General features: G+C 62.5%; 24 protein-coding genes and 1 pseudogene. 16 read left to right on the top strand and 9 right to left on the bottom strand.

Translation table 11 applies throughout. The features are described from left to right. The first annotated feature begins 96 nt into the window (after positions 1 to 96). The 3 genes from AB7M33_RS27115 (at position 97) to AB7M33_RS27105 (ending at position 2,235) form a co-directional block, all read left to right on the top strand. Complete coding sequence (locus AB7M33_RS27115) at positions 97 to 831, top strand: hypothetical protein (RefSeq protein WP_454244107.1); 735 nt, start codon at positions 97 to 99, stop codon at positions 829 to 831. 224 nt (positions 832 to 1,055) lie between these two features. Next, positions 1,056 to 1,544 (top strand): REP-associated tyrosine transposase, encoded by a 489-nt coding sequence (locus AB7M33_RS27110; protein ID WP_099429840.1) that lies wholly within the window; start codon positions 1,056 to 1,058, stop codon positions 1,542 to 1,544. 202 nt (positions 1,545 to 1,746) lie between these two features. Beyond that, on the top strand, positions 1,747 to 2,235 hold the full coding sequence (locus AB7M33_RS27105) for an REP-associated tyrosine transposase (protein ID WP_099429840.1): 489 nt from the start codon (positions 1,747 to 1,749) through the stop codon (positions 2,233 to 2,235). A 100-nt stretch (positions 2,236 to 2,335) separates the two neighbouring features. On the opposite strand, the gene AB7M33_RS27100 is transcribed toward AB7M33_RS27105, so the two are convergent. Then, the gene (locus tag AB7M33_RS27100) at positions 2,336 to 2,878 is read right to left on the bottom strand and encodes a WYL domain-containing protein (protein WP_454244261.1); all 543 of its coding nucleotides are present in this window, start codon (positions 2,876 to 2,878) and stop codon (positions 2,336 to 2,338) included. 168 nt (positions 2,879 to 3,046) lie between these two features. Here AB7M33_RS27100 and AB7M33_RS27095 point away from each other — a divergent pair, with 168 nt between their 5' ends. Then, positions 3,047 to 3,292, top strand: a complete 246-nt coding sequence (locus tag AB7M33_RS27095) for a type II toxin-antitoxin system Phd/YefM family antitoxin (protein ID WP_027593796.1) — start codon at positions 3,047 to 3,049, stop codon at positions 3,290 to 3,292. After that, positions 3,282 to 3,563, top strand: a pseudogene (locus AB7M33_RS27090) (type II toxin-antitoxin system RelE family toxin). Before AB7M33_RS27095 ends, AB7M33_RS27090 begins: the two are co-directional and overlap by 11 nt. Before the next feature lie 58 nt (positions 3,564 to 3,621). On the opposite strand, the gene AB7M33_RS27085 reads toward AB7M33_RS27090, so the two are convergent. The 3 genes from AB7M33_RS27085 to AB7M33_RS27075 form a co-directional block, all read right to left on the bottom strand. Further along, a complete protein-coding gene (locus AB7M33_RS27085; RefSeq protein WP_454244106.1) occupies positions 3,622 to 4,542 on the bottom strand; it encodes a LysR family transcriptional regulator in 921 nt (306 codons plus the stop codon). Between the two features lie 368 nt (positions 4,543 to 4,910). Further along, positions 4,911 to 5,936, bottom strand: coding sequence for an RHS repeat-associated core domain-containing protein (locus tag AB7M33_RS27080; RefSeq protein ID WP_454244105.1), 1,026 nt, complete (start codon positions 5,934 to 5,936; stop codon positions 4,911 to 4,913). An 84-nt stretch (positions 5,937 to 6,020) separates the two neighbouring features. Beyond that, complete coding sequence (locus AB7M33_RS27075; protein WP_027593793.1) at positions 6,021 to 7,445, bottom strand: aminotransferase-like domain-containing protein; 1,425 nt, start codon at positions 7,443 to 7,445, stop codon at positions 6,021 to 6,023. Positions 7,446 to 7,772: 327 nt separating this feature from the next. On the opposite strand from AB7M33_RS27075, the gene AB7M33_RS27070 reads away from it, so the two are divergent. Continuing rightward, complete coding sequence (locus tag AB7M33_RS27070; RefSeq protein WP_027593792.1) at positions 7,773 to 9,182, top strand: amino acid permease; 1,410 nt, start codon at positions 7,773 to 7,775, stop codon at positions 9,180 to 9,182. A gap of 3 nt (positions 9,183 to 9,185) precedes the next feature. Here the strand turns inward: AB7M33_RS27070 and AB7M33_RS27065 are convergent, their stop codons facing one another. Next, entirely contained in the window at positions 9,186 to 9,365 is a 180-nt protein-coding gene (locus AB7M33_RS27065) for a hypothetical protein (protein WP_099429838.1), read from the bottom strand. A 107-nt stretch (positions 9,366 to 9,472) separates the two neighbouring features. Between AB7M33_RS27065 and tam the strand changes: the two genes are divergently transcribed. Continuing rightward, positions 9,473 to 10,249, top strand: a complete 777-nt coding sequence (gene tam / locus AB7M33_RS27060) for a trans-aconitate 2-methyltransferase (protein ID WP_027593790.1) — start codon at positions 9,473 to 9,475, stop codon at positions 10,247 to 10,249. Here tam and AB7M33_RS27055 read toward each other — a convergent pair. Both AB7M33_RS27055 and AB7M33_RS27050 read right to left on the bottom strand, forming a co-directional pair. Continuing rightward, complete coding sequence (locus AB7M33_RS27055) at positions 10,239 to 10,610, bottom strand: DUF2784 domain-containing protein (RefSeq protein WP_454244104.1); 372 nt, start codon at positions 10,608 to 10,610, stop codon at positions 10,239 to 10,241. The genes tam and AB7M33_RS27055 overlap by 11 nt on opposite strands. A 159-nt stretch (positions 10,611 to 10,769) precedes the next feature. After that, positions 10,770 to 11,639: a LysR substrate-binding domain-containing protein gene (locus tag AB7M33_RS27050; protein WP_454244103.1), complete on the bottom strand. Its 870-nt coding sequence runs from the start codon at positions 11,637 to 11,639 to the stop codon at positions 10,770 to 10,772. A gap of 243 nt (positions 11,640 to 11,882) precedes the next feature. Between AB7M33_RS27050 and AB7M33_RS27045 the strand changes: the two genes are divergently transcribed. The 5 genes from AB7M33_RS27045 (at position 11,883) to AB7M33_RS27025 (ending at position 18,105) form a co-directional block, all read left to right on the top strand. After that, positions 11,883 to 13,199, top strand: coding sequence for an MFS transporter (locus AB7M33_RS27045; protein WP_099453580.1), 1,317 nt, complete (start codon positions 11,883 to 11,885; stop codon positions 13,197 to 13,199). Between the two features lie 14 nt (positions 13,200 to 13,213). Further along, entirely contained in the window at positions 13,214 to 14,605 is a 1,392-nt protein-coding gene (locus AB7M33_RS27040) for an FAD-dependent oxidoreductase (RefSeq protein WP_454244102.1), read from the top strand. Between the two features lie 94 nt (positions 14,606 to 14,699). After that, positions 14,700 to 15,410 carry a YebC/PmpR family DNA-binding transcriptional regulator gene (locus AB7M33_RS27035; protein ID WP_085273298.1) on the top strand — a complete coding sequence of 237 codons (711 nt, stop codon included), beginning with the start codon at positions 14,700 to 14,702 and terminating at the stop codon, positions 15,408 to 15,410. 138 nt (positions 15,411 to 15,548) lie between these two features. After that, positions 15,549 to 16,493, top strand: a complete 945-nt coding sequence (locus AB7M33_RS27030) for a LysR family transcriptional regulator (RefSeq protein ID WP_099453582.1) — start codon at positions 15,549 to 15,551, stop codon at positions 16,491 to 16,493. A 199-nt stretch (positions 16,494 to 16,692) separates the two neighbouring features. Further along, positions 16,693 to 18,105: a DOPA decarboxylase gene (locus AB7M33_RS27025; protein ID WP_454244101.1), complete on the top strand. Its 1,413-nt coding sequence runs from the start codon at positions 16,693 to 16,695 to the stop codon at positions 18,103 to 18,105. Between the two features lie 119 nt (positions 18,106 to 18,224). On the opposite strand, the gene AB7M33_RS27020 is transcribed toward AB7M33_RS27025, so the two are convergent. Beyond that, the gene (locus AB7M33_RS27020) at positions 18,225 to 19,598 is read right to left on the bottom strand and encodes an MFS transporter (RefSeq protein ID WP_027593782.1); all 1,374 of its coding nucleotides are present in this window, start codon (positions 19,596 to 19,598) and stop codon (positions 18,225 to 18,227) included. A 466-nt stretch (positions 19,599 to 20,064) separates the two neighbouring features. Here AB7M33_RS27020 and quiC point away from each other — a divergent pair, with 466 nt between their 5' ends. Continuing rightward, entirely contained in the window at positions 20,065 to 21,972 is a 1,908-nt protein-coding gene (quiC, locus tag AB7M33_RS27015; RefSeq protein WP_027593781.1) for a 3-dehydroshikimate dehydratase QuiC, read from the top strand. 164 nt (positions 21,973 to 22,136) lie between these two features. Here the strand turns inward: quiC and AB7M33_RS27010 are convergent, their stop codons facing one another. Next, on the bottom strand, positions 22,137 to 22,805 hold the full coding sequence (locus AB7M33_RS27010; protein WP_454244100.1) for a class I SAM-dependent methyltransferase: 669 nt from the start codon (positions 22,803 to 22,805) through the stop codon (positions 22,137 to 22,139). A 149-nt stretch (positions 22,806 to 22,954) separates the two neighbouring features. On the opposite strand from AB7M33_RS27010, the gene AB7M33_RS27005 reads away from it, so the two are divergent. The 3 genes from AB7M33_RS27005 to AB7M33_RS26995 all read left to right on the top strand — a co-directional run bounded on the left by AB7M33_RS27005 (position 22,955) and on the right by AB7M33_RS26995 (position 26,963). Next, entirely contained in the window at positions 22,955 to 23,467 is a 513-nt protein-coding gene (locus tag AB7M33_RS27005; protein WP_265967422.1) for a sigma-70 family RNA polymerase sigma factor, read from the top strand. Then, positions 23,468 to 24,445, top strand: coding sequence for a FecR domain-containing protein (locus AB7M33_RS27000; protein ID WP_454244099.1), 978 nt, complete (start codon positions 23,468 to 23,470; stop codon positions 24,443 to 24,445). Between the two features lie 100 nt (positions 24,446 to 24,545). Beyond that, positions 24,546 to 26,963 (top strand): TonB-dependent siderophore receptor, encoded by a 2,418-nt coding sequence (locus AB7M33_RS26995; protein ID WP_454244098.1) that lies wholly within the window; start codon positions 24,546 to 24,548, stop codon positions 26,961 to 26,963. The last annotated feature ends 7 nt before the right edge of the window (positions 26,964 to 26,970 follow it).

Genomic DNA, 26,970 nt, shown 5'->3' with positions numbered 1-26,970 from the left:
TCGGCTCCCAGGGCGTTGAATGCTTGCCTGGGCGCCACGAAATTGGCACCCTTGGGCGCCTTGAACCGTCAGTATCACGACAGAAGGAAGTTTGCGTTGAGCTGGGACAAAGTCGGCAAAGTCCTCGTAGCCCTGCTGATTGGCCTGATGGTCATGGTAGTGGCCTATGTGGTGATCAAAGGCAGCCCTCGCCTGGAGGCCTCCCTGACCTACGCCTACCTCACTTACCCGAGCCAATTCAGCGAACGCATCACCAAGGCCAGCGAGCAACTTAAGTACGAGCAATTGCAGGGCCGTATCAACACCATCAGCGAAGGGCAGTTGCATCAGGATCAGGTCGACAGGTTGATCGAACTGGCCCAGGCGCCTTACGCCCAGTTGTTCGCCAAACCGTTCGAGGCGGGGCTGGTGGACCACCGCACCGGTCTGCTCATCGACCTGCGCAACACCGGTAATGCGCCGGTTCGCCTGGTGAAGATTCGCCTGCCGGCCAAGGGCCTGGTGCAAGTGCGCGATGCGGCTGGCAACGACACCATTATTGAAGCCGCCACGCCCCTGGTCGAGATACCCTCCATCGAACCGGGTGGGGCGTGCAAGGTGTGGGTGTACTTCGATGCCGACTACTCGCAGATCCGCCAGGGCGGCGTCAGCATCCGTCATGCCGACGGCGTGGCCGATGTGCAGGTGTACCGCGAGTTCACCGGCTTCCCCGCGCAAGTGGCGCGCTACAGCCGCGAATTGATGGTGCTGTTGGCGGTGTTGGGGTTCAGCGTGCTGGGGTTGGCGTATGCCTGCCTGTCACGCCGACGCGTGCCAGTGTTGCCGTCCTGAACCTATCGATGGGTCACTGTAGGAGCAGCCTTGCGCTGCGAAGAGGCCCGTAGCACCAGTGAAGATTCACGGTGTTGTCGCGGGCCTCTTCGCAGCGCAAGGCTGCTCCTACACAACCGCTATTCGGTATTTGGTTGTGATATTCAGTAACGATCTAGAGAGTGCTGAATTGCTGTGTCTCCTATTGTTCGTAACGACAAGGATCGTTAAACGAGGGGCACACCATGGATTGGGCCAAAGCAAAACTACTACGGCGGGGACGGTTTTCGGAACCCGGCAGGCTATACCTGCTCACCACCGTCACTCACCAGCGCAGGCCGCTGTTTGCAAACCTGCGTGCTGCGCGCCTGGTCATCGGGCAAATGCGCCAATCGGAACGAGAAGATGCCTGCCATTCACTTGCCTGGGTGGTGATGCCTGACCACTTACATTGGCTGATTGAGCTTCACACCGACACACTGTGCAGCCTGATGCGGCAGTTCAAGTCGCGTTCTGGCACTGCACTATGCAAAGCAGGGGTAAGTCGCGGCCAAGTCTGGCAACGTGGTTATCAAGACCGTGCCGTACGCAAGGACGATGACGTGCGCAAGATAGCCAGGTACATCGTTGCAAACCCATTGCGTGCGGGTTTGGTTGAACACATAGGTGACTATCCCCATTGGGACGCAGTGTGGCTCACTGCGGACGTGACCAACCCACTTAACTCACTGTAGGAGCAGCCTTGCGCTGCGAAGAGGCCCGTAGCACCAGCGAAGATTCGCGGTGTTGTCGCGGGCCTCTTCGCAGCGCAAGGCTGCTCCTACACATCCGCTATTCGGTATTTGGTTGTGATATTCAGTAACGATCTAGAGAGTGCTGAATTGCTGTGTCTCCTATTGTTCGTAACGACAAGGATCGTTAAACGAGGGGCACACCATGGATTGGGCCAAAGCAAAACTACTACGGCGGGGACGGTTTTCGGAACCCGGCAGGCTATACCTGCTCACCACCGTCACTCACCAGCGCAGGCCGCTGTTTGCAAACCTGCGTGCTGCGCGCCTGGTCATCGGGCAAATGCGCCAATCGGAACGAGAAGATGCCTGCCATTCACTTGCCTGGGTGGTGATGCCTGACCACTTACATTGGCTGATTGAGCTTCACACCGACACACTGTGCAGCCTGATGCGGCAGTTCAAGTCGCGTTCTGGCACTGCACTATGCAAAGCAGGGGTAAGTCGCGGCCAAGTCTGGCAACGTGGTTATCAAGACCGTGCCGTACGCAAGGACGATGACGTGCGCAAGATAGCCAGGTACATCGTTGCAAACCCATTGCGTGCGGGTTTGGTTGAACACATAGGTGACTATCCCCATTGGGACGCAGTGTGGCTCACTGCGGACGTGACCAACCCACTTAACTCACTGTAGGAGCAGCCTCGTGCTGCGAAGAGGCCCGTAGCACCACCGAAGATTCCCGGTGTTGTCGCTGGCCTCTTCGCAGCGCAAGGCTGCTCCTACACGCTCGTGCTTAGCTGCATTCTTCGTGCAGCGCCAGGCTCTGGCGCTGCTGCTCCAGCAGGGCGGTGCGCAGTGATGCGGGGGCTAGGACACGAATCGACCCTGCCTGGGACAGTAACCAGCCCATCAGTGCACGGCTGTCGTCGACGGTAGCGGCCAGCGCGGCGCCGCCGTCTTGCTGAGGTGCCAGCTGCATGTCTGTGGACAGTGGCTGCTGTTCCAGGCGCCGTGCGAGCGCGTCGTCGACCCAGGCGCGTAGCCCGATCTTGCGAACCGGTGCGAGGGCATCCGGTTGCAGTTGCTGCGACTCGTCCAGGCTCAGCCCAGGTTGCCAGTACCAGCCATAAGGCATGCCTTTACTGTTGCAGTGCAGCGGAAACAACGCCGACAGTTCCACCAGGTCGCGCTCCACGGTGCGCTTGCTGGTGGTGTGGCCCACCTTCGCCAGCGCTGCCTGCAACTGCGTAGAGCTCATGCCTGGGTGGCGCCCCGGCAGCAGCTTGAGCAGCTGCCATTGGCGGGCGATGGTGTGGCGGGTAGGGTGGCTGGGCAAAGGAGGCTCGTCCGTGAATGCCAGGCACTGGGTGCGCCCGGATGGTGGCATTTGGCTATCCTGCAAGCATACCCTGCCCGGGGATGGGATCCAAACTTTTACGGGGCCGTCCCTTGCCATGCTTCTTAAATTTGACCAAAATATCGGTCTTAATTGAGGGCTGATAGCATGCAGAATATTTTCGCTGACGTAGCGGTAAGCGTTTCAGAGCTAAAAAAGAACCCAACTGCAGTAATGTCTGGCGCCGCAGGCATGCCCATTGCCGTACTGAATCACAATCGTGTGATGGGTTACATGGTGCCGGCCGAACTGTATGAAGCCATGATGGAAAAACTGGAAGACATCGAGCTAAGCGAGCTGGCCAAGTCCCGTCTTGGTGAGCAAGGTATACCGGTGTCTTTGGATGACTTATAAGCTTGAGTTCGTCCCTTCAGCGTTCAAGGAATGGGGCAAACTGGGCCATACGTTGCGTGAGCAGATCAAGAAGAAGCTTGGCGAACGTTTGCAGGCACCGAGGGTGCAGGCCGATGCTCTGCGGGAGCTGCCTAATCACTACAAAATAAAGTTCAAGGCTTAAGGCTACCGCCTCGTCTACCGGGTCGAAGATGAGCGGGTCGTTGTTGTGGTAGTTTCAGTGGGCAAGCGTGAACGCAGCGCGGTTTATCAGTCAGCCAAAAAGCGCTAGAGGGGCGTTCACAAGCAGCGTTTTTGCGATGTTGCGATGAACTCCCCCTCACTGTGTCCTACGATTCTTTGTTATCCCCGCACTGTTGCAGGGCCTCGATAAATACTCGCTCGGCCCGGCTCAGCCGTTGTTCCCTGTTCCACAGCAGGTGGATATCCACATCCGCAATCCCCTCCTGCGGTGGCAGCTTCCATAACAACCCCGCCGCCACATCCGCCGCCACCACGTGTTCCGGCAGGCAGCCGATGCCAAAGCCCGCGATCACCAGCCGGCGTACCTCTTCAAGGCTGGGCGAGGACGCCACGATCCGCCCGGAGAACCCTTGCTGGTCCCGGAAGATGGTCAGCGGCGAGAGCATCCCGCCGATCTGGTCGCTGGTGAAACTGACGAAGTTCTCACGTTGCAGGTCGCCCTCCAATTGGCCGAACAAGGCATGGTGCTTGCCGCAGAAAAACGCATAGCGCTGGCGCAGGAACAGCCGCTGCTCCAAACGCGGTTGCGGCCGTCGATTGAGGCTCAAGCCCGCCGTGGCAGTCTTCTCCTGCAAGGCGGCGACGATGTCGGAGCTGCGCATCACCTCGATTTCCAGCTCTACCCGTGGGTGCTGGCGGTGGAAGTCGGCGAGAAAATCGTCGAACTGCTCGCTTTCGATGCGGCTGATCATCAGCAAGCGCACCTTGCCCACCAGTTCGTCCGCCGGTTGCTCCAGCAGGCCGCCGATCTGCGACATTTGCCCATACACCTCGCCGGCCAGCACAAACAGCTGCTCGCCCATTTCAGTCAGCACAAAGCGTGGCCCACGGCGGGCGATGAGTTGCCGGCCGAGCTGATCTTCGAGGCGTTTGAGCGCCTGGCTCACCGCCGGCTGGGTAAGGTGCAGGCGGGCGGCCGCGCGGCTGATGGACAGCTCCTGGCCGATGACCCGGAAGGTGCGCAGCAGGTTCCAGTCGAGGCGGTCGTTGAGCAGGCGGTCGGACATGGTCGGGCTCGATGATAAGCATGGCTAATAATGCGAATAATAAATAGAAAATTGACTAATCATAGCCCTGGGACGATAAATCGCAGCCATGCACCGACCAAGCGCCACCAGAGCGCAACTGTGATGACCCACAACTCCTGCCAGAACAACAAGCAAAGGAGCTCACCATGAAGCCCACCGCTTCGCCCCAGCCACCGCGCAGCGATAGAGGCTCTACAGTGGATTCAAATGACTCCAGCAAAGGTTAGGGGGCTCTGCTCTGGGAAATACCCAAAGGTCCTGCAGGGTGGTGGATCGTGTCGGCGCTTGGGAATGTATTCAAAGGCGAATACCACTCTTCGGTTCCATCGGCTGTGTAAAATGCGCTGTCACGATTGACGCACGTCGTGTCCTATCTGCTCCAGATTGAAGTGAGTGTTGCCGACACTTGACCCGACAGGTTTGTTCTGGCTAGGTGGACTTGCCGTGATACCCCAGGGTGTTTGATAGATAGAACCCTCATCGAACGTATTGACAGGTCGCAGGTTGAACCCGGCGGCTACAAGTGAATTGTGGTGTGAGTGCATTAAACCAGGGTCTGGAGCACCTTCACGTTGGCCAAAGCCAAGTATCACCACGCCGGTAGTCTCGTTGGTGTAGTAATAGCCGGTGGGTATTAGTGGTTCAATCTGCGGGAGTTCAGAAGGATATTTAGCTTCCGTTCCTTTTGTATTGGTATTATATCTTAAGTATGTACGGCTATAACCTTTTGGGATTTTTGGACTTTTTATGTGGCTGAAACCAATTGCGTGTAAGCGCTGTTCCGAATTGTCAGCCAAAAACTGGAGTATTGAGCTACCTTGGGTGTTAAGTTGTTGGTTGAACGTTACAGGCCATCGCCCGGAGGGATCAGCGCTGTTTATTGGATCCCCCGCGCAGTAGGCGTACGCGTTAAAGCCCCCTTTGCCAAACGGGCTCAGCGCATCGGGGCTGCTGAAGCGCCGTAATTGTGGATGATAGAAACGGTGCCCATTTCCCAGCGGGTAGGTGCCAGATATAGGATCTATCCATTGTCCTGTGAAGCCCAATAGTGGCGCGCTCTCAGCAGCGAAACGATGGCCATAAGGCGTATAGACTGTCCCCTGATACTCATCGTTGAAACTGCCCAAAGCCGAGCCTTGCTGGTCTGTCTGTAGCATCTGATTGTGCCACGTTCCACTTACTGGCGTGCCCTGCGCCACTCCGATATTGAGTGCCCAGATTACGCGCTGACAACCCTGGGTGTTCAGCCGTGTTGCCAGGCGGTTACCGTTGTAAAAGTGATAAGTGTGAGGGCTGTTTAGCTGGGAAGCCGGCGGCGTTGAGCGTTGTGGCGTCAGCTGTTGAGCATGAAGGCTGCGTATTGAATCATTCATTATCGCGACCTGCTGGAGGGAGATGTCCCAGTTTGGATCGCTCCGGCCGCCCCTCACAACTGGCAGTTTTACTAGGCTCTGTCCCTACACCCCACCCCGCCGCACATGCTTCACCAGCACCTTCTCCAACAACTCCCACATCGCCGGGTCCGTACTGAACGCCACATTGAAGCGCATCCACCCGGTCGGCTTGGCATCGACCATGAACAGCTGCCCAGGCCCAAGCATGATGCCTTTCTCCAACGCATCATCCAGCAGCTCCGCGCTGTCGGGGATGGCGGGGTGGCGGGTCCAGATGTACATGCCTTCATCCGACTCGGTGAACAGCTCGAAGCCCAGCCGGTGCAGGTGCCGGCCCACTTCCTGGTGCGCCTCGGCCAGGCGCTGGCGCAGGCGTTTGAGGTGTTTGCGCCAGCGGCCGTCGATGATCGCGGCATACACCACGCGTTCCATCACCTGCGAGGTGGTGAGGCCTGAGCGCATTTTCAGGTGCACCAGTTTCTGCATCAGCTCCGGGTTGGCCATCATGTAGCCAACCCGTACGTTGGGCGAGATGCTCTTCGAATAGCTGCCGACGTACACCACCTGCTGCAGGTGGTCGAGGCTGGCCAGGCACGGTTGCGGTTCGGCGACCATGTCGGCGTACAGGTTGTTCTCGACCAGGCGGAAGCCATGCTGGCTGGCCAGTTGCAACAGCCGATGCAACTGCGGCAGCGGGGTGCGCGAGCAGGTCGGGCTGTGCAGGTGCGGCTGGGTGAAGAACGCGGTCGGGCGGTGATGCGCCAGCAGCTGCTCCAGCTGGTTCAGGTCGTAACCAGCAGGGGTGCGGGGTACGCCGACCAACGTCGCGCCCTGGGTGCGCAGGATGCTCATCAGGTTGGGGTAGCCGGGGTCGTCGACCAGCACCACGTCCCCTGGGCGCACCAGGGTGCGCGCGGCCAGGTCCAGGGCCTGGCTGGCGCCATGGGTGAGCATCAGCTGCGCCGGGTTGGCGACGATCGACAGCTCCTGCTGCAGGTTTTGTGCGGTCAGCGTGCGCAGTTCGGCCAGGCCCATAGGGTCGCCGTAGCCGGACAACTCCAGCGGGCTGCCAGCAACCTGGCGCAGGCCGCGGCGCAGGCCTTCCTCGTACATCCAGTCATTGGGCAGCCAGCCGCAGCCGGGCTTGAAGGGCAGCTGGCGGATCTCGAAGATCTGCTGCAGGTACCACTCGGAGTTGAACGTTGGTCGACTGGTGTCGGCCTCGACATTGTGTTTGTCCAGCAACTCGCCAGCCGCGCGGTTGATGAAAAACCCGGCATTGCCGCGGCTGACCAGCAGGCCCTGGGCGACCAGGCGGTCGTAGGCCTCGACCACGGTGAAGGTACTCACCGAGTAGGTCGCGGCAAAGGCGCGGATAGACGGGACCTTGGCCCCAGGCTTGAGCGTCTGGTTGTCGATCAGCTCGCGCAAGCCGTCGATGATCTGGTTGACCAACGGGGTGGGGGCGTCTGGGTGTAATTCGAACATTCGAGGGCCTTTCAGGGTGCGTAGCGTCAGGTGCCTGCAGGGTGTACTGCATTGGCGACCTGTACAGTGCAGTGCGAGATTCATGCCACTGTGCATGGCTCTCTGCGTCGGACATTTTTACATTAGGTGTCGGATATCGCCACATAAAGCATGTTCAGTTCGCTCGAAGGGCAAACCTTCGGGCGCGTCAGCAGGCCGCCATGGATGGCCTGCGTGTGTTTGCTCACACCATCCTGCCCGCATTAGCACTGATGTACAGGTGAGGCCGCTAGCCATCGGGGTCTCACAGTTTTCCTTGGATAAAAAGAAGCACGGGGTACACAACTGATGGACGCAACATCCACAACCACCACCGCGAAAGGCGGGCACGAGAGCAAGCTCAGTGCCTCCCTCAAGTCGCGCCACCTGACGATGATGTCGATCGCCGGGGTTATCGGCGGCGCCTTGTTCGTCGGTTCCGGCAGCGTGATCCACAGCGCCGGCCCGGCCGCTGTCCTGGCCTACCTGGCAGGCGGCATCCTGGTGGTGCTGATCATGCGCATGCTCGGCGAAATGGCGACGTCCTCGCCTGACACCGGCTCGTTCTCCACCTACGCCGACCGCGCCATTGGCCGTTGGGCAGGTTTCACCATCGGCTGGCTGTACTGGTGGTACTGGGTCATCCTCATGGCGTGGGAAGCCTATGTGGCGGGCAAGATCCTGCATGGCTTCTTCCCTGACGTCAGTGTCAACGTGTTCGTGCTGGCCACGACCCTGCTGCTGATCACCGTCAACTTCTTCAACGTCAAGCATTACGGCGAGTTCGAGTTCTGGTTTGCCTTGATCAAGGTGATCGCCATCGTCTGCTTCCTGGTGGTGTGCACCGCAGCGGTGATGAACGTCTGGCAGTTCGGTGAAGTGCGTGGCATCAGCCACCTGACCGCAGAAGGCTTCATGCCCAACGGCATCACCACGGTGATTGGTGCGTTGCTCGGGGTGATGTTCGCCTTCCTCGGCGCAGAGATCGTGACCATCGCCGCGTCCGAAGCCAAAGACCCGGCCGCGCAGATCGTCAAGGCCACCAACTCGGTGGTGTGGCGTGTGTGCTTGTTCTACGTTGGCTCGATCTTCCTGATCGTCTGCCTGGTGCCGTGGAACGACCCGCACCTGGGCGTCTCGGGCTATGGTGCCTACCGCCGTACCCTGGAGCTGCTGGGCGTGCCGTATGCCGAGTTGCTGATGAACTTCGTGGTCCTGACCTCGGTGAGCAGCTGCCTGATCTCCGGTCACTACACCGCTTCGCGCATGCTGTTCTCGCTGTCCCAGCGTGGCGACGCGCCGTCGTTCTTCAAGATCACCCGCGCCGGCACCGGCGTACCGGTGTACGCGATCATGGGCTCGTGCGCCGTGGCGGTGGTGTGTGCGCTGATCAACTTCAGCGAAACCCTGCGCCCGAAAGACGTGCTGGACACCCTGATGAACACCACCGGCATGATCGCGCTGCTGGTGTACCTGGTGATCGCCTTCTCGCAGCTGCGCATGCGCCGCAAGCTGATTGCCGAAGGCAAGGAAGTGCGCCTGAAGATGTGGCTGTTCCCGTGGCTGACCTACCTGGTAATCGCGTTCATCGTGGCTGCCCTGGTGACCATGGCGTTCATGCCTGACTACCAGATCCTGGTGATCTCCACCGGAATTGCTGCCGCAGTCGTGGTAGCCATGGGTGTGGTGCATCAGATCCGTAGCGCCAAACGCCACTAAGCTTCAGTTGTGGTTCGAGACGGCCGGCTCCCTTGGGGACCCGGCCGTTTCGCGTTGTTGGGCCGGGTGTTTGTCCGGCGGCATGTGAAAACGCTGGTTCATCCACGGCGAGCCGAGGAGGGCGGCAGCGGCGATCAGGGCCAGTATGGCGAGGGCCAGGAATGTTTTCATGGGCAGGCGCATATAAGGACTGACTTCAAGGATAGACGCTCGGTTCCGGCCCGCGAATAGACCCTAAGTGCCACTACTTGGCTTATGCTGGGCACATTGCCCGCCCAAAGGAGCCGCATATGGCCTGGTCCGCCACCCAGTATTCCCTCTTCGAAAACGAGCGCACCCGCGCCGTACGCGACCTGTTGACCGCCGTGCCGCCACGCCCGGTCCGCCATGCCACCGACCTGGGCTGCGGCCCGGGCAACTCGACCGAGGTGCTGCTGCAGCGCTACCCCGATGCCCAGGTGACGGCGTTGGACAGCGACCCGGACATGGTCGAAAAGGCCCGGGAGCGCAAAAGGCTGTGTGTACCACGCGTGCGCTGCGCCATTGCCGACATCGCCCAGTGGTCCGCGCCAGAGCCGCAAGACCTGATCCTTGCCAATGCCTCGCTGCAATGGGTGCCGGACCACGCTTCGCTGTATCCGCACCTGGTCAGCCAGCTGAGCGAGGGCGGCAGCCTGGCGGTGCAAACCCCTGACAACCTTGACGAGCCAGCGCACCGGCAACTGCGCGAAATCGCCAGCAAAGGCCCCTGGGCCGCCAAATTCGCCGATTTCCAGCTACCGCCCAGGCACAACGCCGCGTTCTATTACGACCTGCTCAGCCCGCGGAGCGCGCGGGTGGATGTGTGGCGTACTACGTACCATCATCCGTTGGAGGGTGGCGCCGAAGCGGTGGTGGAGTGGTTCAAGGGCTCGGCGTTGCGGCCTTACCTGGCCAGGCTGGACGAACAAGAGCAAGCCGCCTTCCTGCAGATGTACCTGCAGGCGATGCAGCACGACTACCCACCGGCCACCGACGGTAAGGTGCTGTTGCCGTTCCCGCGCTTGTTCGTGATCGCTACGCGGTAGGGCGGCGCCAGCGCCCGAGCACGTAGCCGTAGATGCCGAGGTTGAGCAGCAGGACGATGGCGCCCAGCAGCCATTGGATCTGCGGCGTCAGCCCGGCCGGATAGATCAGCGGCCAGATGTAATGTTCGACGAAACCGCCGTGGTAGCCCGCGTCGCCGGCGGCGAAGCGCATGCGGTTTTCCCAGTCGGTCAGCGGGCATTCCAGGTGCAGCCCTTCCACCGCCAAGCCCCAGGCCAGGGCGGGCAGGTGGACGAGCAGGGCGGGGCGCCACTTGAGAACCAGCAGGCCACCGAACAGCACCCACAAGATGAAGGCCAGGTGCAACAGCACCAGAGCGTCGGCGGCAAATCGAAAGAGCATGGGGCGTGATCCTCGTGATCCTCGTGATCCTCGCGATCCTTGTAGGAGCAGCCTTGTGCTGCGAAGAGGCCGGTACAGGCACCATACATCAATGCTGCCTGCACCGGCCTCTTCGCAGCACAAGGCTGCTCTTACCAAGCAAACATTGGGGATGCAGCTTTACAGCCCTTCCTCAACCATTTGCAAGAACGTCGCCACCACCCGCCGCGTACGCTGCTCGCTGAGGCACACCAGCGTCTCGGTCAAATGCCGCTGACAGTCGACAATCGGCAACGCACACACCCGCGCATCCGCGCCAAACTCCGCCGCCGACACAACCCCCACGCCAATCCCCACCACCACCGCTTCGCGCGCCGCCTCCCGGCCTTCCACCTGGATCGCCGGCCGAATCCGCAGCCCGGCGCGCTGCATTTCTTCTTCCAGCGTCTGCCGCGTCACCGACCCAGGCTCCCTCAGCACCAGCGGGGTATCATCCAGGTCCGCCAGGCTGATCGAGCCCCGGCTGGCCCAAGGGTGATGGTGGCTGACGAAGGCAACCATCGGGTCGCGGCGCAGCGGCAGGCAGTGCAGGCGCTCATCGTCGACGTCCCGTCCCAGCAGTGCCAGGTCCGCCTGGTAGCTGAACAGCCGGGCCAACGATTCATCAGTGTTGCCGGTTTCGACCTTCACCTGGATGCCCGGGTAGCGCTGGCAGAACCGCGCAATCTGCGGCAGCACGTGCACCGGCGCGTCAACCGCCAACACCAGGCTGCCGGTGTGCAGGGCGCGTGAGTCCTGCAGCAGCTCGTGGGCTTCGGCTTCGCAGGCGAACAGGCGTTGGCTGATGCCCAGCAGGCGCTCGCCCAGGTCGGTCAGTTGCACCGAACGCTTGTTGCGGTGGAACAGCAGCACGCCGAAGCGCTCTTCCAATTTGCGCACCTGGTCGGAGACAGCCGGCTGGGTCAGAATCAGTTTTTGCGCGGCACGGGTGAAGCTGCCGTGCACCGCCACCGCGTGAAAGGCCTTGAGTTGAGCGTGGGACACCGACATGACGACTCCAGTAACAAGCTGGGCTTATGAGTGAAATACGATAAATCGATTTTATTTATCAGTCATCAGCTGTTTCCATACCTCCCAGCCCCGTCGCAGCCACAAGCGCCGGTCGGGGCCATGGCGCTGATACAGCGCCATCTGACCCGATGACGGGCCCCGCCATCGCTGTGCGTAACACAAGAACAAGACAGGCGTTTCTTCACATTCTGCCGGCACACTTGAGCAAGAGGTCAGACTCACATGAACCATTCCCTAGCCACGTTCAAACGCTGGCGTATGCAGATTTTCGCAATCACCTGGCTGGCCTACGCCGCCTTCTACTTCACCCGCAAGGCATTCTCGGTCGCCAAGCTGGGCATCGCCGAAGACCCAGGCTTCATGCTCGACAAGGCCGCCATGGCCAACCTTGACGCGATCTACCTGGCCGCCTATGCCGTGGGCCAGTTCACCTGGGGCATGCTTGCCGACCGCTTCGGCCCACGTGTGGTGGTGCTTGGCGGCTTGCTGATCTCGGCGGCGGCGGCGGTGGTGATGGGCAGCTACGCCACCTTCCCAATCTTCGCCACCTGCATGTTGATCCAAGGCCTGGCGCAGTCCACAGGCTGGGCCGGTTTGTGCAAGAACATCGGCAGTTTCTTCCCAGCCGCGCAGCGCGGGCGGGTACTGGGGTTGTGGAGCTCGTGCTATGCCTTTGGCGGCCTGGTGGCCTCGCCGTTTGCCGGCTGGTGGGCTTACACCCTGGTCGGCACCTGGCACGCCGCGTTTTTCTCCAGTGCCGTGGTGGTCGCCCTGGTGGCTGTGCTGTTTTTCTTCCTGCAGCGCAACAAGCCAGAAGACGTCGGCTTGCCCGCCGTAGAGCCCGAGCCGCAGAGCATGGCACCGGGCGCGAACCTGTGCAGTGTCTGGGCGCCGTTGCGCGAGATCCTGCGTAACCGCACGGTGTTGACCCTGGGCCTGGCCTACTTCCTGCTCAAGCCGGCGCGCTACGCCATTCTGCTGTGGGGGCCAGTGATCGTCTTCGAGCAAATGCCGTCGGTGGGCAAGGTCGGCGCGGCGATCATCCCCACGGCCTTCGAACTGGCCGGGCTGCTGGGGCCGATCATGATCGGCCTGGCCTCCGACAAACTGTTCGGCGCGCGGCGCATGCCGGCGTGCGTGATCAGCCTGGTGTTGTTGACGGTGACGCTAGCCGCGTTCATGGCGGCCATGCACACCGGCAGCGTGATGCTGGTGGTGGGCCTGCTGTTCGTCATGGGCCTGACCTTGTATGGCCCTGACTCGATGATCAGCGGCGCGGCGGCCATCGACTTCGGCACCGCCAAGGCAGGTGCCACCGCAGCAGGCTTCGTCAACGGCTGCGGCTCGGTGGGCGCCGTGCTTGGCGGGCTGCTGCCGGGTTATTTCGACGGCGTCACGGTGTTCATCGTGTTCGCCGGTTGCGCACTGTTCTCGGCGCTGGTGCTGCTGCCGCACTGGAACAGCCGCCCGGCCACCGCGGTGCAGCGCAACGACGTGGCACCGAACACCAGCATGGCAATCAAGCCACTGCGTACCTAAAGGAAAGCGAGCGAATGAGACCCTTCTGGCTGCAACAGGCCCTGGATTCGGCGCAGGAAGCGGCGTGCCCGCCGCTGCAAGGCGACAGCCGTTGCGATGTGTGCATTGTCGGCGGCGGCTACACCGGCCTGTGGACTGCGTTGATGCTCAAGGAGGCGGTGCCGGCGCTGGATGTCGTGCTGATCGAGGCCGACATCTGCGGCGCTGGCGCCAGTGGTCGCAATGGCGGTTGTGCGCTGTCGTGGTCGGCCAAGTACTTCACCCTCGAGCGCCTGTTTGGGGCGGCTGAAGCGGTGCGCCTGGTGCGCGAGTCGGAACGCAGCATCGGTGCCATCGGCGCGTTTTGCGCGGCCAATGGCATCGACTGTGACTACCGCCTGGACGGCACGCTGTACACCGCCACCAACTCGGCCCAGGTCGGTGCCACCGATGCGGTGATCGCCGCGCTGGAGCAGCGGGGGGTGAATTCGTTCCAGCGGCTGCCGCTGGACCAGGTGCAACGCCTGGCGGGGTCGGCGCGGCACCTGGAAGGCTGGTTTTCGCCTGCCGCCGCCACCGTGCAGCCCGGGCAGTTGGTGCGCGGCCTGCGGCGGGTGGCGTTGCAGCGTGGTGTGCGCATTCACGAAGGCACGGCCATGACGAGCCTGGCACACGGTGCGCCGGTACAGGTGCGCACGGCCCACGGCACGGTGCACGCGGACCGTGTAGTGTTGGGCCTCAATGCCTGGATGGCGCGGGCGTTCCCGCAGTTCGAGCGCAGTGTAGCGATTGTGTCCAGCGACATGGTGATCACCGAGCCGTGCCCTGAGCTGTTGCACGAAATCGGCCTGGACAGCGGCGTCAGCGTGCTCGATTCGCGCATTTTCGTGCATTACTACCACAACACCTCCGATGGCCGACTGATGCTCGGCAAGGGCGGCAATACCTTCGCCTATGGCGGGCGCATGCTGCCGGTATTCGACCAGCCCTCACCCTACCGGCCGCTGCTGCGTGAAAGCCTGGGCGAGTTTTTCCCGGCGTTGGCGGGCGTGCCCTTGGCGGCCAGCTGGAATGGGCCGTCGGACCGCTCCGTCACGGGCTTGCCGTTCTTCGGCCGGTTAGACGGGCAGGGCAATGTGTTCTATGGCTTTGGCTATTCCGGCAGCGGCGTCGGGCCGTGCCACATGGGTGGGCAAATCCTGTCGTCGCTGGCGCTGGGCCTGGACAACCCCTGGACCCGCTCGCCATTGGTCAACGGGCCGCTGGGGCTGTTTCCGCCAGAGCCGATTCGCTACCTGGGGTCGCTGATGGTGCGCAATGCCATTCGCCGCAAGGAGCGCGCCGAGGACCGCGGGCTGCGGCCACGGCACCTCGATGTACGCCTGGCACGTTTTGCGGCGGCGGCGGGGAAGGCCGACAAAGCATGAGATTTCTTGTCGATCACATGCCCGAGGGCGTATAAACTGCACCCACTTTTGGCCGGTCGCTTCCTGAACTGGCCGTTGAAACAAGAGAGTCGACATGGGCGCACAGTGGAAAGCCAAACATAGAGAAACAGCGGCCAATGCCAAAGGCAAGATCATGGGCAAGCTGTCCAAAGAGATCCAGATCGCTGCCAAATCGGGCGCCGATCCCGACATGAACCCGCGCCTGCGCCTGGCGATCGTGCAGGCCAAAAAGGCCTCGATGACCCGCGAGACCCTGGACCGGGCAATCCGCAAGGGTGCCGGCCTGGACGGTGATGCCGTGCAGTACCACGCGGTCAGCTACGAAGGTTTTGCGCCGCACCAGGTGCCGCTGATCGTCGAGTGCCTGACGGACAACATCAACCGTACCGTCGCGCAGATCCGCGTGCTGTTCCGCAAGGGCCAGCTGGGTGCGAGCGGTTCGGTGGCCTGGGACTTCAACCACGTCGGCCTGATCGAAGCCACCCCGAGCGAAGGTGCCGACCCGGAAATGGCCGCCATCGAAGCCGGTGCCCAGGACTTCGAGGAAGGGGAAGAAGAGGGTTCGACCCTGTTCATCACCGACACCACCGACCTGGACGCGGTGCAAAAGGCCCTGCCGGAGCATGGTTTTACCGTGACCTCGGCAAAGATCGGCTACACCCCGAAGAACCCGGTAAGTGCTGCCAGCTTGAGCGCTGAGGCATTGGCCGAGGTCGAGGCGTTCCTCGAGGCGATCGATGAGAACGATGACGTGCAGAACGTCTATGTCGGCCTGACCGACTAAAAGCCGGGGCCGCTTTGCGGCCCATTCGCGGGGCAAGCCCGCTCCCACAGGCCTCCGCTAACCTCAAACACGGCGGAGCTCTGTGGGAGCGGGCTTGTCCCGCGAATGGGCCGGTGAATTTGATAAAGGGGAGCCTGCATGAACCCAACTTTCGCCTCCCTGAGCCTCGCCCATCTACGCACCCTCGACTGCCTCCTGCAGCTCAAGAACCTCAGCCACGCCGCCGAGCGCCTGGGTGTCAGCCAATCTGCCCTGAGCCGTCAACTGGCCCACCTGCGCGAAGCATTCGACGACCCGCTGCTGGTGCGCCAAGGCCGTGGTTACGTGCTCAGCGAGCATGCCGAAGCCCTGGTTGAGCCACTGCGCCAGGTCCTAGAAGAGCTGCACGCCCTGCGCCAACCGGCTGTGTTCGACCCCGCTCGCTGCGAGCGCCGTTTCTGCCTGGCGGCCTCGGACTACGTCGCCGAGCATATGCTGCCGCTGCTGGTGGCGGCGCTGGAGCACGAAGCGCCCGGCGTCTCCCTCGAGTACCGCACCTGGCAGGCTGGCCAGTACGCGTTGCTGGCCAGTGGCGAGATCGACCTGGCCACCACCTTGTTCGACGAGTCGCCGCCCAACCTGCATGGTCGTCTGCTCGGCGAGGACCGCGCGGTGTGCCTGATGCGCCGCGACCACCCGTTGACCGCCCATGACACGCTCAGCCAGGCAGCCTATCTGGCGCACAAGCATGTGCGCATTTCCGGGGGTGGCGACAAAGACAGCTTCATCGACCGCCACCTGCGCGCCCAGGGCCTGCAGCGGCGGGTCAGCCTGGAAGTGCCGTTTTTTTCGGCCACCGTGCAGGTGATCGGCAACAGCCAGGCGGTGGCCACGGTCCCGGAGCACATCGCCCGGCAACTGTGCCGTTTGCATGACCTGGCATGGCGACCGTTGGGCTTCATCGATCACAGCCAGCGTTACTGGGTGGTCTGGCACCAGCGCCTGCAGGCCTCGGCCGAGCACCGCTGGTTGCGCAACCGGGTGTTCGAGCTGTGGCGCCAGTCCCAGTTCGGCGTGCAAGGGGGGCATGCGCCAACGCCATAGGAGGTATGCACGAAGCGGGGTTCTTTGCAGGGCGGGTGGCACCTAGACTGATGGGCCTGTAGTGCCAGTGCCGGCCTCTTCGCGGGCAAGCCCGCTCCCACAGAATCCGCACAGTGCTCAAGCTGTGATTCACCTGTGGGAGCGGGCTTGCCCGCGAAGAGGCCGGCCCAGGCAGCAAACTGCCCAATGGAGACCGCCCGTGACCCCAGAACAATTCCGCCAGTACGGCCACCAATTGATCGACCTGATCGCCGACTACCGCCAAACTGTGGGCGAACGCCCAGTCATGGCCCAAGTCGAACCGGGCTACCTGAAAGCGGCCCTGCCTGAGTGCGCCCCGCAGCAAGGCGAACCCTTCGAAGCGATTCTCGACGACGTCAACAACCTGGTCATGCCGGGCCTGTCGCACTGGCAGCACCCGGATTTCTACGGTTACTTCCCGTCCAACGGCACCTTGTCATCGGTGCTGGGCGACTTTCTCAGTACCGGCCTGGGTGTGCTTGGCCTGTCCTGGCAGTCCAGCCCAGCCTTGAGCGAGCTGGAAGAAACCACCCTCGACTGGCTGCGCCAGTTGCTCGGCCTTTCAGGGCAATGGAGCGGGGTGATCCAGGACACCGCCTCGACCAGCACCCTGGTGGCGCTGATCTGCGCCCGCGAGCGGGCCAGCAATTACGCGTTGGTCCGCGGTGGCCTGCAGGCCCAGGCCAAGCCGCTGATCGTCTACGTCAGCGCCCACGCCCACAGCTCGGTGGACAAGGCCGCACTGCTGGCCGGTTTTGGCCGTGACAACATTCGCCTGATCCCCACCGACGCGCAGTTCGCCCTGCAGCCAGAAGCGTTGCGGGCAGCCATCGAGCAGGACCTGGCGGCAGGTAATCAGCCCTGTGCGGTAGTCGCGACCACCGGCACCACCGCCACCACGGCACTCGACCCACTGCGCCCGATTGGTGAAATCACCCAGACCCATGGCCTGTGGCTGCACGTTGACTCGGCCATGGCGGGGTCGGCGATGATTCTGCCCGAGTGCCGCTGGATGTGGGACGGCATCGAGCTGGCCGACTCGGTGGTGGTCAACGCGCACAAATGGCTGGGTGTGGCCTTTGATTGTTCGATCTACTACGTGCGCGACCCGCAGCACCTGATCCGGGTGATGAGCACCAACCCCAGCTACCTGCAGTCGGCGGTGGATGGTGAGGTCAAGAACCTGCGTGATTGGGGTATTCCGCTGGGCCGGCGGTTCCGTGCTTTGAAACTGTGGTTCATGTTGCGCAGTGAAGGCGTCGAAGCGCTGCAGGCGCGCTTGCGCCGTGATTTGGATAACGCTCAGTGGCTTGCTGGGCAGGTCGAGGCGACGCCGGGTTGGACGCTATTGGCACCCGTGCAGTTGCAGACGCTGTGCATCCAGCATCGGCCGGCGGGGCTGGAAGGGGAGGCGCTGGATGTGCATACCAAGGCTTGGGCCGAGCGGCTCAATGGTTCTGGGGAGGCGTATGTAACGCCGGCGACCCTTGATGGGCGGTGGATGGTGCGGGTGTCGATTGGCGCATTGCCGACCGAGCGGGAGCATGTTGAACAACTGTGGCAGCGGCTGCAGGAAGTGATCAAGGGCTGAAAACGCTGGGGCCGCTTTGCGGCCCATTCGCCGGCAAGCCGGCTCCTACAGGGATTTGCGCACACCTGTAGGAGCCGGCTTGCCGGCGAAAGGGCTGCGCAGCAGCCCCCTGCGATCGATCAGTGGCTTGCCGTCTGCAAGCTGCCTTTACGGCTGGCTTCGTACGCGGCCTTTTCCATCGGCTTGGCTTGCGGGTTGCCGAGGTCTTCCATCGACAGGCGATGGGTTTCCGGTGCGATGTACGCCGCCAGGGCGCAGATGCAGGTGATGAAGAACGCCATGCCACCCACGACCAGTGGAATGTTGTCCGAGCCCGGTGGCGCCACCAGGGCGAACAGCGCCGGCAGCATGGCCGTCAGCATGGTGCCGATGTTCTGCGCAATGGCCATGGCCGAAACACGGTAGCGGGTCTGGAACAGCTCAGGGTAGAAGCTTGGGAACACCGCGTTGTAGCCCTGGTAGACCATGCCCCACATCACGATCGAGGCGGCGAAGGCCAGCGGTACGTTCTGGATGCTGATCGCATACAGGTAGACGAAGGCCAGCAGGCCCGAACCCAGGCACCCGGCGATCATGGTCGGGCGACGGCCGATCTTGTCGGAAAGGTTGCCGACGAATGGAATCACCAACACCGCGACGATGTTGCCGACCACCGGAATCCACAGGTACACGCTCTTGTCGAAGCCGATGCCATAGGCCGGCTGCACCGCGTAGGCCGCGCCGAAAATGGTCGCGACAACCGGGATCACGTTCATCAGGGCCATGAACATCACCAGCACCATGTGTTTCCAGCTGTGGCGGAAGGCCTCGCTGACCGGCGATTTGGCGACTTTGTCCTGCTTCTCTTCTTTCACGAAGGCAGGCGTTTCGTGCACTTCTTTACGGATGATGAAACCGGCGATCAGCACCACGGCGCTCATCAGGAACGGAATCCTCCAGCCCCAGTCGTTGAAGGCTTCACTCGGCATGAAGTAGGCCAGTGGCAGGAACACCGCCGCCGCCAATACCTGGCCGGCTTGTACGCCCTGCAGGGTGAAGCTCGCGTAGTAGCCTCGTCGGCCGAACGGCGCGTGTTCCATGATCATCGAACTGGCGCCGGAGATCTCGCCGGCTACCGCGAAGCCTTGGACCAGGCGCAGCAGCACCAGCAAGGCGGGGGCGAGGATGCCGATGTCGTGGTACGTCGGCAGCAGGCCGACAGCCATGGTCGACACACCCATCAGGAACATGCACAGCAGCAGTACGTTCTTGCGTCCGCGGGTATCACCCCAGTGGCCGAGCACGATGGCGCCGACCGGGCGGGCCAGGTAGCCGACACCGTAAGTGGCCAGCGAGGCGATGATCGCCATTTTCGGGTCGGTGTTAGGGAAGAAGATTTGCGGGAAAATCAGGGCCGCAGCCTGGGCATAGATGAAAAAGTCGTAGTACTCGAGTGCCGAGCCTATCCATCCACTGGCGGTCGCTTTCTTGGCTTGAGAGCTGGAGTGAGCCATCGGTGTCTCCGTTGTTCTTGTTGGTTCCCGCACGGCGCAAGGCGAGCGTGGGGTTATCTCGGGAGTGGGGTCAAACGTGAAGTGCGGGCGTATTCCGCGCCAAGGCCGTGACAGGCAGCCAGGAGACAGGTGCGGATCGCAAGGCGAGAGCAGTGTTCATAGGTCGGTACCCGGTTTTATTGAACTTATTATGTTGTGGCGTTGGGCTTGTTAGCGCAGGTTCTGCCGAACGACCGTCTGGCAAGAAGGCGGCGGTCGGTGTGCCTGCGTCTGGTTTCATGTTGACCACGGGGTGGCGGTCTAGCAATTCGCGAAATCCGGTTTTGTTCGGTAATCGAACACAAAACTAACCATTCCGTACAAAGAGATTGATGAGGCGACTTTACCTGCGAATAATCCATCATGCCAGGCACCGTTACCGTGGTTTTCCTGCGCCGTCGTCCCCTAACAACAAGGAACTCCCGCCATGCAGCGTTCGATTGCCACCGTGTCCTTGAGCGGCACTCTGCCGGAAAAGCTCGAAGCCATCGCCGCCGCCGGTTTCGACGGCGTCGAAATTTTCGAAAACGACTTGCTCTATTATGCCGGTAGCCCGCGTCAGGTTCGCCAGATGTGCGCGGACCTGGGTATCGCCATCACCCTGTTCCAGCCGTTCCGCGACTTTGAAGGCTGCCGCCGCGACCGGCTGCAGCGCAACGTCGACCGCGCCGAGCGCAAGTTCGACCTGATGCAAGAGCTGGGCACCGACCTGGTGCTGGTGTGCAGCAACGTCCAGGCCGATGCCCTGGGCGACGAGCAACTGCTGGTGGACGACCTGCGCCTGCTGGCCGAGCATGCCGGCAAGCGTGGCCTGCGCATCGGCTATGAAGCGTTGGCCTGGGGCCGTCACGTCAATACCTACCAGCAGGTCTGGAACCTGGTGCGCCAGGCCGACCATCCGTCGCTTGGGGTGATTCTCGACAGTTTCCATACCTTGTCGCTCAAGGGCGACCCGAGCGCGATCCGTGACATCCCGGGCGACAAGATTTTCTTCGTGCAGATGGCCGACGCACCGATCCTGGCCATGGACGTGCTGGAGTGGAGCCGGCATTTCCGTTGCTTCCCGGGGCAGGGCGAAATGGACCTGGCCGGCTTCCTCGCGCCGATCCTCGCCACCGGCTACCGCGGCCCGCTGTCCCTGGAAATCTTCAACGACGGCTTCCGCGCCGCGCCACCTCGGCAGAATGCCGCCGACGGCTTGCGCTCGCTGCTGTACCTCGAAGAGCAGACCCGCCTGCGCCTGGAGCAGGAGGCCGTGGCGGTGGAACCGGGCGTGCTGTTCAACCCGCCGGCGGCGAGTGCCTATGATGGCGTGGAGTTCCTCGAATTCGCCGTCGACGAGGCGGTGGGTGCGCGCTTGAGCAACTGGCTGAAACGCCTGGGCTTCGCCGACGCCGGCAAGCACCGCAGCAAGGACGTGCAACTGTTGCGTCAGGGCGACATCAACATTGTCCTCAATGCCGAACCCTATTCGTTTGGCCACAACTTCTTCGAGGCGCATGGCCCGTCGTTGTGCGCCACGGCGTTGCGCGTCAAGGACCAACAAGCTGCCTTGAAGCGCGCCACGGCCTTCCGTGGCCAGCCGTTCCGTGGCCTGGTCGGCCCCAACGAGTGCGAAGTACCCGCCGTGCGCGCGCCCGACGGCAGCCTGTTGTACCTGGTAGAACAGGGCACTGCTGGCCAGACCCTGTATGACACCGACTTCAGCCTGGACAAAACCGCCACTGCCAGCGGTGGCCTGCGCCGTATCGACCACATGGCCCTGGCGCTGCCGGCCGAGTCGCTGGACAGCTGGGTGCTGTTCTACAAGAGCCTGTTCGACTTCGCCGCCGACGACGAAGTGGTGCTGCCCGACCCGTACGGCCTGGTCAAGAGCCGTGCGCTGCGCAGCCAGTGCGGCACCTTGCGCCTGCCGTTGAACATTTCCGAGAACCGCAACACCGCCATTGCCCACGCATTGTCCAGTTACCGCGGCTCGGGTGTGCATCACATCGCCTTCGATTGTGATGACATCTTCCGTGAAGTGGCGCGTGCCAAGTTGGCTGGCGTGCCGCTGCTGGAAATCCCGCTCAACTATTACGACGACCTGGCGGCGCGCTTCGACTTCGACGACGAATTCCTCAGTGAACTGGCGTATTACAACGTGCTGTATGACCGCGATGCCCAAGGCGGCGAACTGTTCCACGTGTACACCGAGCCGTTCGAGGAGCGCTTCTTCTTCGAGATCATCCAGCGCAAGGGCGGCTATGCCGGGTATGGCGCAGCGAACGTCGCCGTGCGCCTGGCAGCCATGGCCAAGGCCCGTAGCGGGGCAGCGCGCAAGCCGGTGCTTTAAGCGCCTTCAAGAGGCAGTCGCGTTCTGTGATTGTCACAACCCTGTGGGAGCGGGCTTGTCCCGCGAATGGGGCTACGCGGGGCATGGCACCGGCTTTGCCGGTGTTCGCGGGGCAAGCCCGCTCCCATAAGGGTCGGCAACTCACTGGCAATGCCACACAGGGTTCACCGCCCTTCGGCCACCATCAACAACGCCTGCGGCACCGCACTTTGCGGATGCTGCGGCTCCTGCAGGCTGACCAAGCGCAGCCCAGCCATGTCCAATGCATTCAGCCAACTGGCCAAAGTGCGGAAGTACCAAGGCATCGGCCGCCAGTCCCCGGCAAACCCTGCGAACGACTCTTCCCGCCAGCCATCCTGATAATCGCCCGCAGCCACACTCCAGGGGTGCAACGTCTGGATCACCACTGCACCACCCGGAGCCAGCAGCCCATTCATCGCCGCCAACAAGGGGATGACGTCCTGCTGCAACAACGCAAAATTGGCACAAACCAAATCGTAGTCACGGCCAACGCTGACGTCGCCCTCGGCCAGCTGTGCGTAACTGGCAAGGTGTACCTCGGTGGAGCCTGCCGCACGGGCCGCCTCCACCAGGGTGTTGTCGCCATCTACGCCGACCGCCTCGATGCCGCGATCAGCCAGCGCCCGCAGCAACCAGCCTTCACCACACCCAAGGTCGAGCACGCGCTCGGGTTGCTGGCTGAGAATGGCCAGCAGGATAGCCTGGTCTGTCACCTGCCGACGGCTCTCGATGGCGCCACTGCGCACCGCGTCGATCCAGGCCTGGGCGTTGTGCTGCCAGCTGTGCAGCAGGTTGTCTTCGGGGTTGTGCATGGGGGGGCTCCGCCGCCTTGGGTGAGTTGAAGCATAGGCCGCGAGCGCGCGCCTTTGCGGCTGAATGCTGGCCCATATTGAACTTGCTTTGCGCGCCAGCGCTAACTTACCATTGAAAATAGTTCTCACTTGCGTAGACAAGACCGCCCATGAGCGACGTGCTGCCCAGCCCTGACAATCACATACGCAATGTCGAGGCGCTTTACACCGGCCACCAGGGCTGGTTACACGCGAAATTGCGCAGGCGCCTGGGCAACGCGGTGGATGCGGCCGACCTGGTTCAGGACACGTTCACCCGTATCCTCGCCTCCAAAGCCGTCGTATTCGATGAGCCCCGCGCTTATCTGAGTTGCGTCGCTGGCGGCATTCTCGCCAACTGGTGCAAACGTAAATCGCTGGAGCGTGCGTACTTGGCGGCACTTGAGCACCTGCCTGCCCCTGAAGTGCCTTCGCCAGAGACGCGCTTGCTGATCCTGGAAACCCTGCACGAGATCGATGCCATGCTCGATACCTTGCCGCCATTGGTCCGGCGCGCGTTTCTGCTGTCGCAGTTGGCTGGCATGAAGTACGAGGCGATTGCCGAGCAGCTCGGTGTATCGCTGATTACCGTCAAACGCTACATGAAGCAGGCATTCGTTCAGTGCTTGAGGCTGGTCGACTAGATGGCCGATGCACAGCGCGCCGAGCCGGTAGACGCCGAAGCGCTCGAAGAAGCCGCCGAGTGGTTGATGTGCATGAGCGCAGGCGACGTGACCGATGCGCAGCAGGCCGACTGGCTGGCCTGGCGCAACAGCAGCCCGGCCCGAGCAAGCGCTTGGCAGCGCGCGGAGCGGTTGATGGGCAAGTTGGGTGGCCTGCCACCGGCACTGTCGATGCCTGCACTGGACCGCCCGGCCGACCCTGGCCGTCGTGCACTGGTCAGCCGGCTGGCCCTGCTGCTGGCCCTGGCCCCGGCCAGCTGGGCAGGTTGGCGGCTGACCGAGCAACAAGGTTGGGCAGCTGATTACCGCTCCGGCATTGGCGAACGCCTTGACCTTACCCTGGCCGATGGCACGCAGGTTGTGCTCAATACCGACTCCGCGATCGATGTACGTTTCAATGCCGGCGAGCGGTTCATTCGTTTGCTCCGTGGCGAAATCCTGGTGCAGACGGCCCCCGACATCGTGGTCCCTGCTCGCCCGCTGTGGGTAGGGACGCGGGAGGGGCGCATGCAAGCCTTGGGCACCCGGTTCACCGTGCGGGAGGGCGGCGGGCGCACCTACCTGGCGGTCATCGAAGGTGCGATTCGCATCGAACCTGGCAATGCCGATCACCTTGCCCGCCGCGTCGTGCAAGCCGGCCAACGCGCTGACTTCGACGCCAGAACGATCGCTGCACCAAGGCCGGTAGACGAGGCTGTCACGGCCTGGACCCAGGGCATGCTGCTGGCGGACAAGATGAGGCTGGACGCTTTCGTTGCCGAGCTGGCGCGTTACCAACGGGGGTTCATACGTTGTGATCCAGGCATTGCCGACCTTCGCGTATCGGGGGCATTTCCCATCAGCGACCCGCGTCGAACGTTGAGCATGCTGGAGTCGACTTATGCCCTGCGGGTGGAGGCGCACATGGGGGGCTACTGGACGATGCTTGCGCCGCGCTGACCGCACTGCAAAAAAAGTCGTGCCCAGGTGATACTTTTTTCCGCCTCGGCTGGCAGTAGGAGTGAACACCTCCATTCCTGGTCAGAAGGACCCTCCTGTCATGCCTGTTGCAAGTCGTCCCCAGCTCGCCATTGCAATCCGTCGCGCCCTGTTCAGCTGTGTGCTGGTAGCAGGTGCCAGCCATTCATGGGCGGCGCTCGCACAACCACTGGAGGCGACGGCTACCAGGCCGTACGACATCGCCCCAGGGCCGCTCGGCCGGGTCATGGCCAGCTTCGCGCTGGCCTCGGGTGTGGCCCTGTCGTTCGAGCCTGCATTGACGGAAGGCCTGTACAGCCCAGGCCTCAACGGTCGCTACTCCCCGCGTGATGGCATGGCGCAACTGCTCGCCGACAGTGGGCTCGAACTGGTCGAGCTGGGCGACGGCAGCTTCAAGCTGATCAGGCAAGTGGCAAGTGGCGACGGCCTGACCCTGGCCGCGACCACCATCGACGCCAACAGCATGCGCCACGAAACCCTGCCAGAGGCCTATGCCGGCGGGCAAGTTGCCCGTGGCGGGCGGTTGGGCATGCTGGGCAACAAGGATGTGATGGACACGCCCTTCAACGTCACCAGCTATACCGCCAAAACCCTGGCGGACCTGCAGACGGTCACCGTCGCCGATGCCCTGGAGCGTGACCCTTCGGTGCGCTCCACGGGGCAAACCGGCGGCATCGTCGATTCGTTTTTCATTCGTGGCTTCCCTGTCGGTGAGGGCAACCTAGGGGAGCTGGCTTTCGACGGCGTGTATGGCGTGGCGCCCAACTACCGCGTGTTTACCGAATATGCCGAGCGCGTCGAAGTGCTCAAAGGGCCAGGCGCGCTGATGTACGGGATTTCGCCTAACAGCGGGGTCGGCGGCGTGATCAACATCGTCCCCAAACGCGCCCTGGCCGAGGACCTGACCCGTTTCACTGCCAGCTACAGCTCCGACACACAAACCGGTGGCCACCTCGACATCAGCCGCCGCTTTGGTGATCAGCGGCAATGGGGCGTGCGTTTCAACGGCAGCCTCGCCCAGGGCGACACGGCCATTGATGACCAGCAACGGGCCTTGGATATCGGTGCCATCGCCCTGGATTACCAAGGTGAGCGCCTGCGCCTGAACCTGGACTTCATCAGCCAGCGGGAGCGCTGGGATGCCGCGTCGCGGCCCTTCACCGTGGCGCCGGGTGTCGACGTGCCTTCGGCCGCCAATGGCCGCACCAACCTGCCACAGGACTGGGGCTGGTCGGACACCCGCGAGCAATCCGCGCTGCTGGGTGGGGAATACGACCTGAGCGATTCGTTAACTGTGTTTGCCCATGCGGGTGGCGGCAGGGCGGATGTCGCGCGGATGTCCGACCAGGTGCCGAAAATCCTCAATGACGCGGGCGACACCAGCAATACTCCGGGCTACTACAAGTTCAATGTCGACCGCTCCACCGCCGACGTGGGCGTACGCGGGCTGTTCGAAACCGGGCCGATCAACCATACCGTCACGCTCATGGCGACCCGTTACCAGGATGAGCTGTCGCGGGGCATCAACAATGGCACGGAAATAATCTCGAACATCTATCACCCCGTAGCGGTGCCCAAGCAGTACATCAGTGCGCCAAACGTGAATCGGGTGTCTGAAGCCGAGTTGTCCGGCGTAGCGATGACCGACACCTTGGCGGTGCTCGATGACCGCGTGCAACTGACCCTGGGCGTGCGCAGGCAAGCGATCGAGTCGCGTAACTACAGCACCGCAGGCGCGATGACTACCCGCTACAAAGACAGTGCGACAACGCCCGTTGTCGGGGTGGTGGTGAAACCCTGGGAGAACGTCTCGCTGTACTACAACTACGTCGAAGGCCTGAGCAAAGGCGATGTGGCACCGGCCACGGCGGGCAATGCCGGTGAAGCCTTTGCCCCCTATGAAACCAAGCAGCACGAACTGGGGGTGAAGTTCGAACGGGACACCTTCATGACCACCTTGGCGCTGTTCCAGATCGAAAAACCCAGTGGTGAACTGGGCGCTGGCAACCTGTTTTCGGTGCAGGCGCAGCAGCGCAACCGTGGCATCGAGTTGAGCTTGTTCGGTGAAGTCGCGCCCGGTACCCGCTTGCTGGGCGGCGTAACCCTGCTGGACGGCGAACTGACCGATTCGGCCACGGCGGCCAACAAGGGCAATGAGCCTGTGGGCGTGCCCGATGTGCAGGCCAACCTCTGGGCCGAGTGGGACACGCCTTGGGTCGAAGGTGTCACCTTGACCGGTGGCGCGATCTACACCGGCAGCCAGTACATCAACCAGGCCAACACCCAGGAGCTCGATGCTTGGACACGTTTCGATGTGGGCGCGCGCTACACCACCCACATCGAAGGCCGTCCTACCACCTTCCGGGCCACGGTGCAGAACGTCTTCGACCGTGAGTACTGGTCGGGGGTCGCTTCGTATGGCGCGATATCGCCTGGCTACCCACGCGCCCTGCAGCTGTCGGCGACGGTCGATTTCTGAGGCCGGT

It is taken from the genome of Pseudomonas sp. Y3 TE3536 (assembly GCF_053629175.1).
This window is presented reverse-complemented; position numbering and strand designations above follow the sequence as displayed.

Excerpts from the sequence above, each read along its gene's own strand:
- AB7M33_RS27110 (WP_099429840.1), top strand. The coding sequence starts at position 1,056 with ATGGATTGGGCCAAAGCAAAACTACTACGGCGGGGACGGTTTTCGGAA.
- AB7M33_RS27105 (WP_099429840.1), top strand. The coding sequence starts at position 1,747 with ATGGATTGGGCCAAAGCAAAACTACTACGGCGGGGACGGTTTTCGGAA.
- AB7M33_RS27095 (WP_027593796.1), top strand. The coding sequence starts at position 3,047 with ATGCAGAATATTTTCGCTGACGTAGCGGTAAGCGTTTCAGAGCTAAAA.
- AB7M33_RS27085 (WP_454244106.1), bottom strand. The coding sequence starts at position 4,542 with ATGTCCGACCGCCTGCTCAACGACCGCCTCGACTGGAACCTGCTGCGC.
- AB7M33_RS27080 (WP_454244105.1), bottom strand. The coding sequence starts at position 5,936 with ATGAATGATTCAATACGCAGCCTTCATGCTCAACAGCTGACGCCACAA.
- AB7M33_RS27075 (WP_027593793.1), bottom strand. The coding sequence starts at position 7,445 with ATGTTCGAATTACACCCAGACGCCCCCACCCCGTTGGTCAACCAGATC.
- AB7M33_RS27070 (WP_027593792.1), top strand. The coding sequence starts at position 7,773 with ATGGACGCAACATCCACAACCACCACCGCGAAAGGCGGGCACGAGAGC.
- AB7M33_RS27065 (WP_099429838.1), bottom strand. The coding sequence starts at position 9,365 with ATGCGCCTGCCCATGAAAACATTCCTGGCCCTCGCCATACTGGCCCTG.
- tam (WP_027593790.1), top strand. The coding sequence starts at position 9,473 with ATGGCCTGGTCCGCCACCCAGTATTCCCTCTTCGAAAACGAGCGCACC.
- AB7M33_RS27055 (WP_454244104.1), bottom strand. The coding sequence starts at position 10,610 with ATGCTCTTTCGATTTGCCGCCGACGCTCTGGTGCTGTTGCACCTGGCC.
- AB7M33_RS27050 (WP_454244103.1), bottom strand. The coding sequence starts at position 11,639 with ATGTCGGTGTCCCACGCTCAACTCAAGGCCTTTCACGCGGTGGCGGTG.
- AB7M33_RS27045 (WP_099453580.1), top strand. The coding sequence starts at position 11,883 with ATGAACCATTCCCTAGCCACGTTCAAACGCTGGCGTATGCAGATTTTC.
- AB7M33_RS27040 (WP_454244102.1), top strand. The coding sequence starts at position 13,214 with ATGAGACCCTTCTGGCTGCAACAGGCCCTGGATTCGGCGCAGGAAGCG.
- AB7M33_RS27035 (WP_085273298.1), top strand. The coding sequence starts at position 14,700 with ATGGGCGCACAGTGGAAAGCCAAACATAGAGAAACAGCGGCCAATGCC.
- AB7M33_RS27030 (WP_099453582.1), top strand. The coding sequence starts at position 15,549 with ATGAACCCAACTTTCGCCTCCCTGAGCCTCGCCCATCTACGCACCCTC.
- AB7M33_RS27020 (WP_027593782.1), bottom strand. The coding sequence starts at position 19,598 with ATGGCTCACTCCAGCTCTCAAGCCAAGAAAGCGACCGCCAGTGGATGG.
- quiC (WP_027593781.1), top strand. The coding sequence starts at position 20,065 with ATGCAGCGTTCGATTGCCACCGTGTCCTTGAGCGGCACTCTGCCGGAA.
- AB7M33_RS27010 (WP_454244100.1), bottom strand. The coding sequence starts at position 22,805 with ATGCACAACCCCGAAGACAACCTGCTGCACAGCTGGCAGCACAACGCC.
- AB7M33_RS27005 (WP_265967422.1), top strand. The coding sequence starts at position 22,955 with ATGAGCGACGTGCTGCCCAGCCCTGACAATCACATACGCAATGTCGAG.
- AB7M33_RS27000 (WP_454244099.1), top strand. The coding sequence starts at position 23,468 with ATGGCCGATGCACAGCGCGCCGAGCCGGTAGACGCCGAAGCGCTCGAA.
- AB7M33_RS26995 (WP_454244098.1), top strand. The coding sequence starts at position 24,546 with ATGCCTGTTGCAAGTCGTCCCCAGCTCGCCATTGCAATCCGTCGCGCC.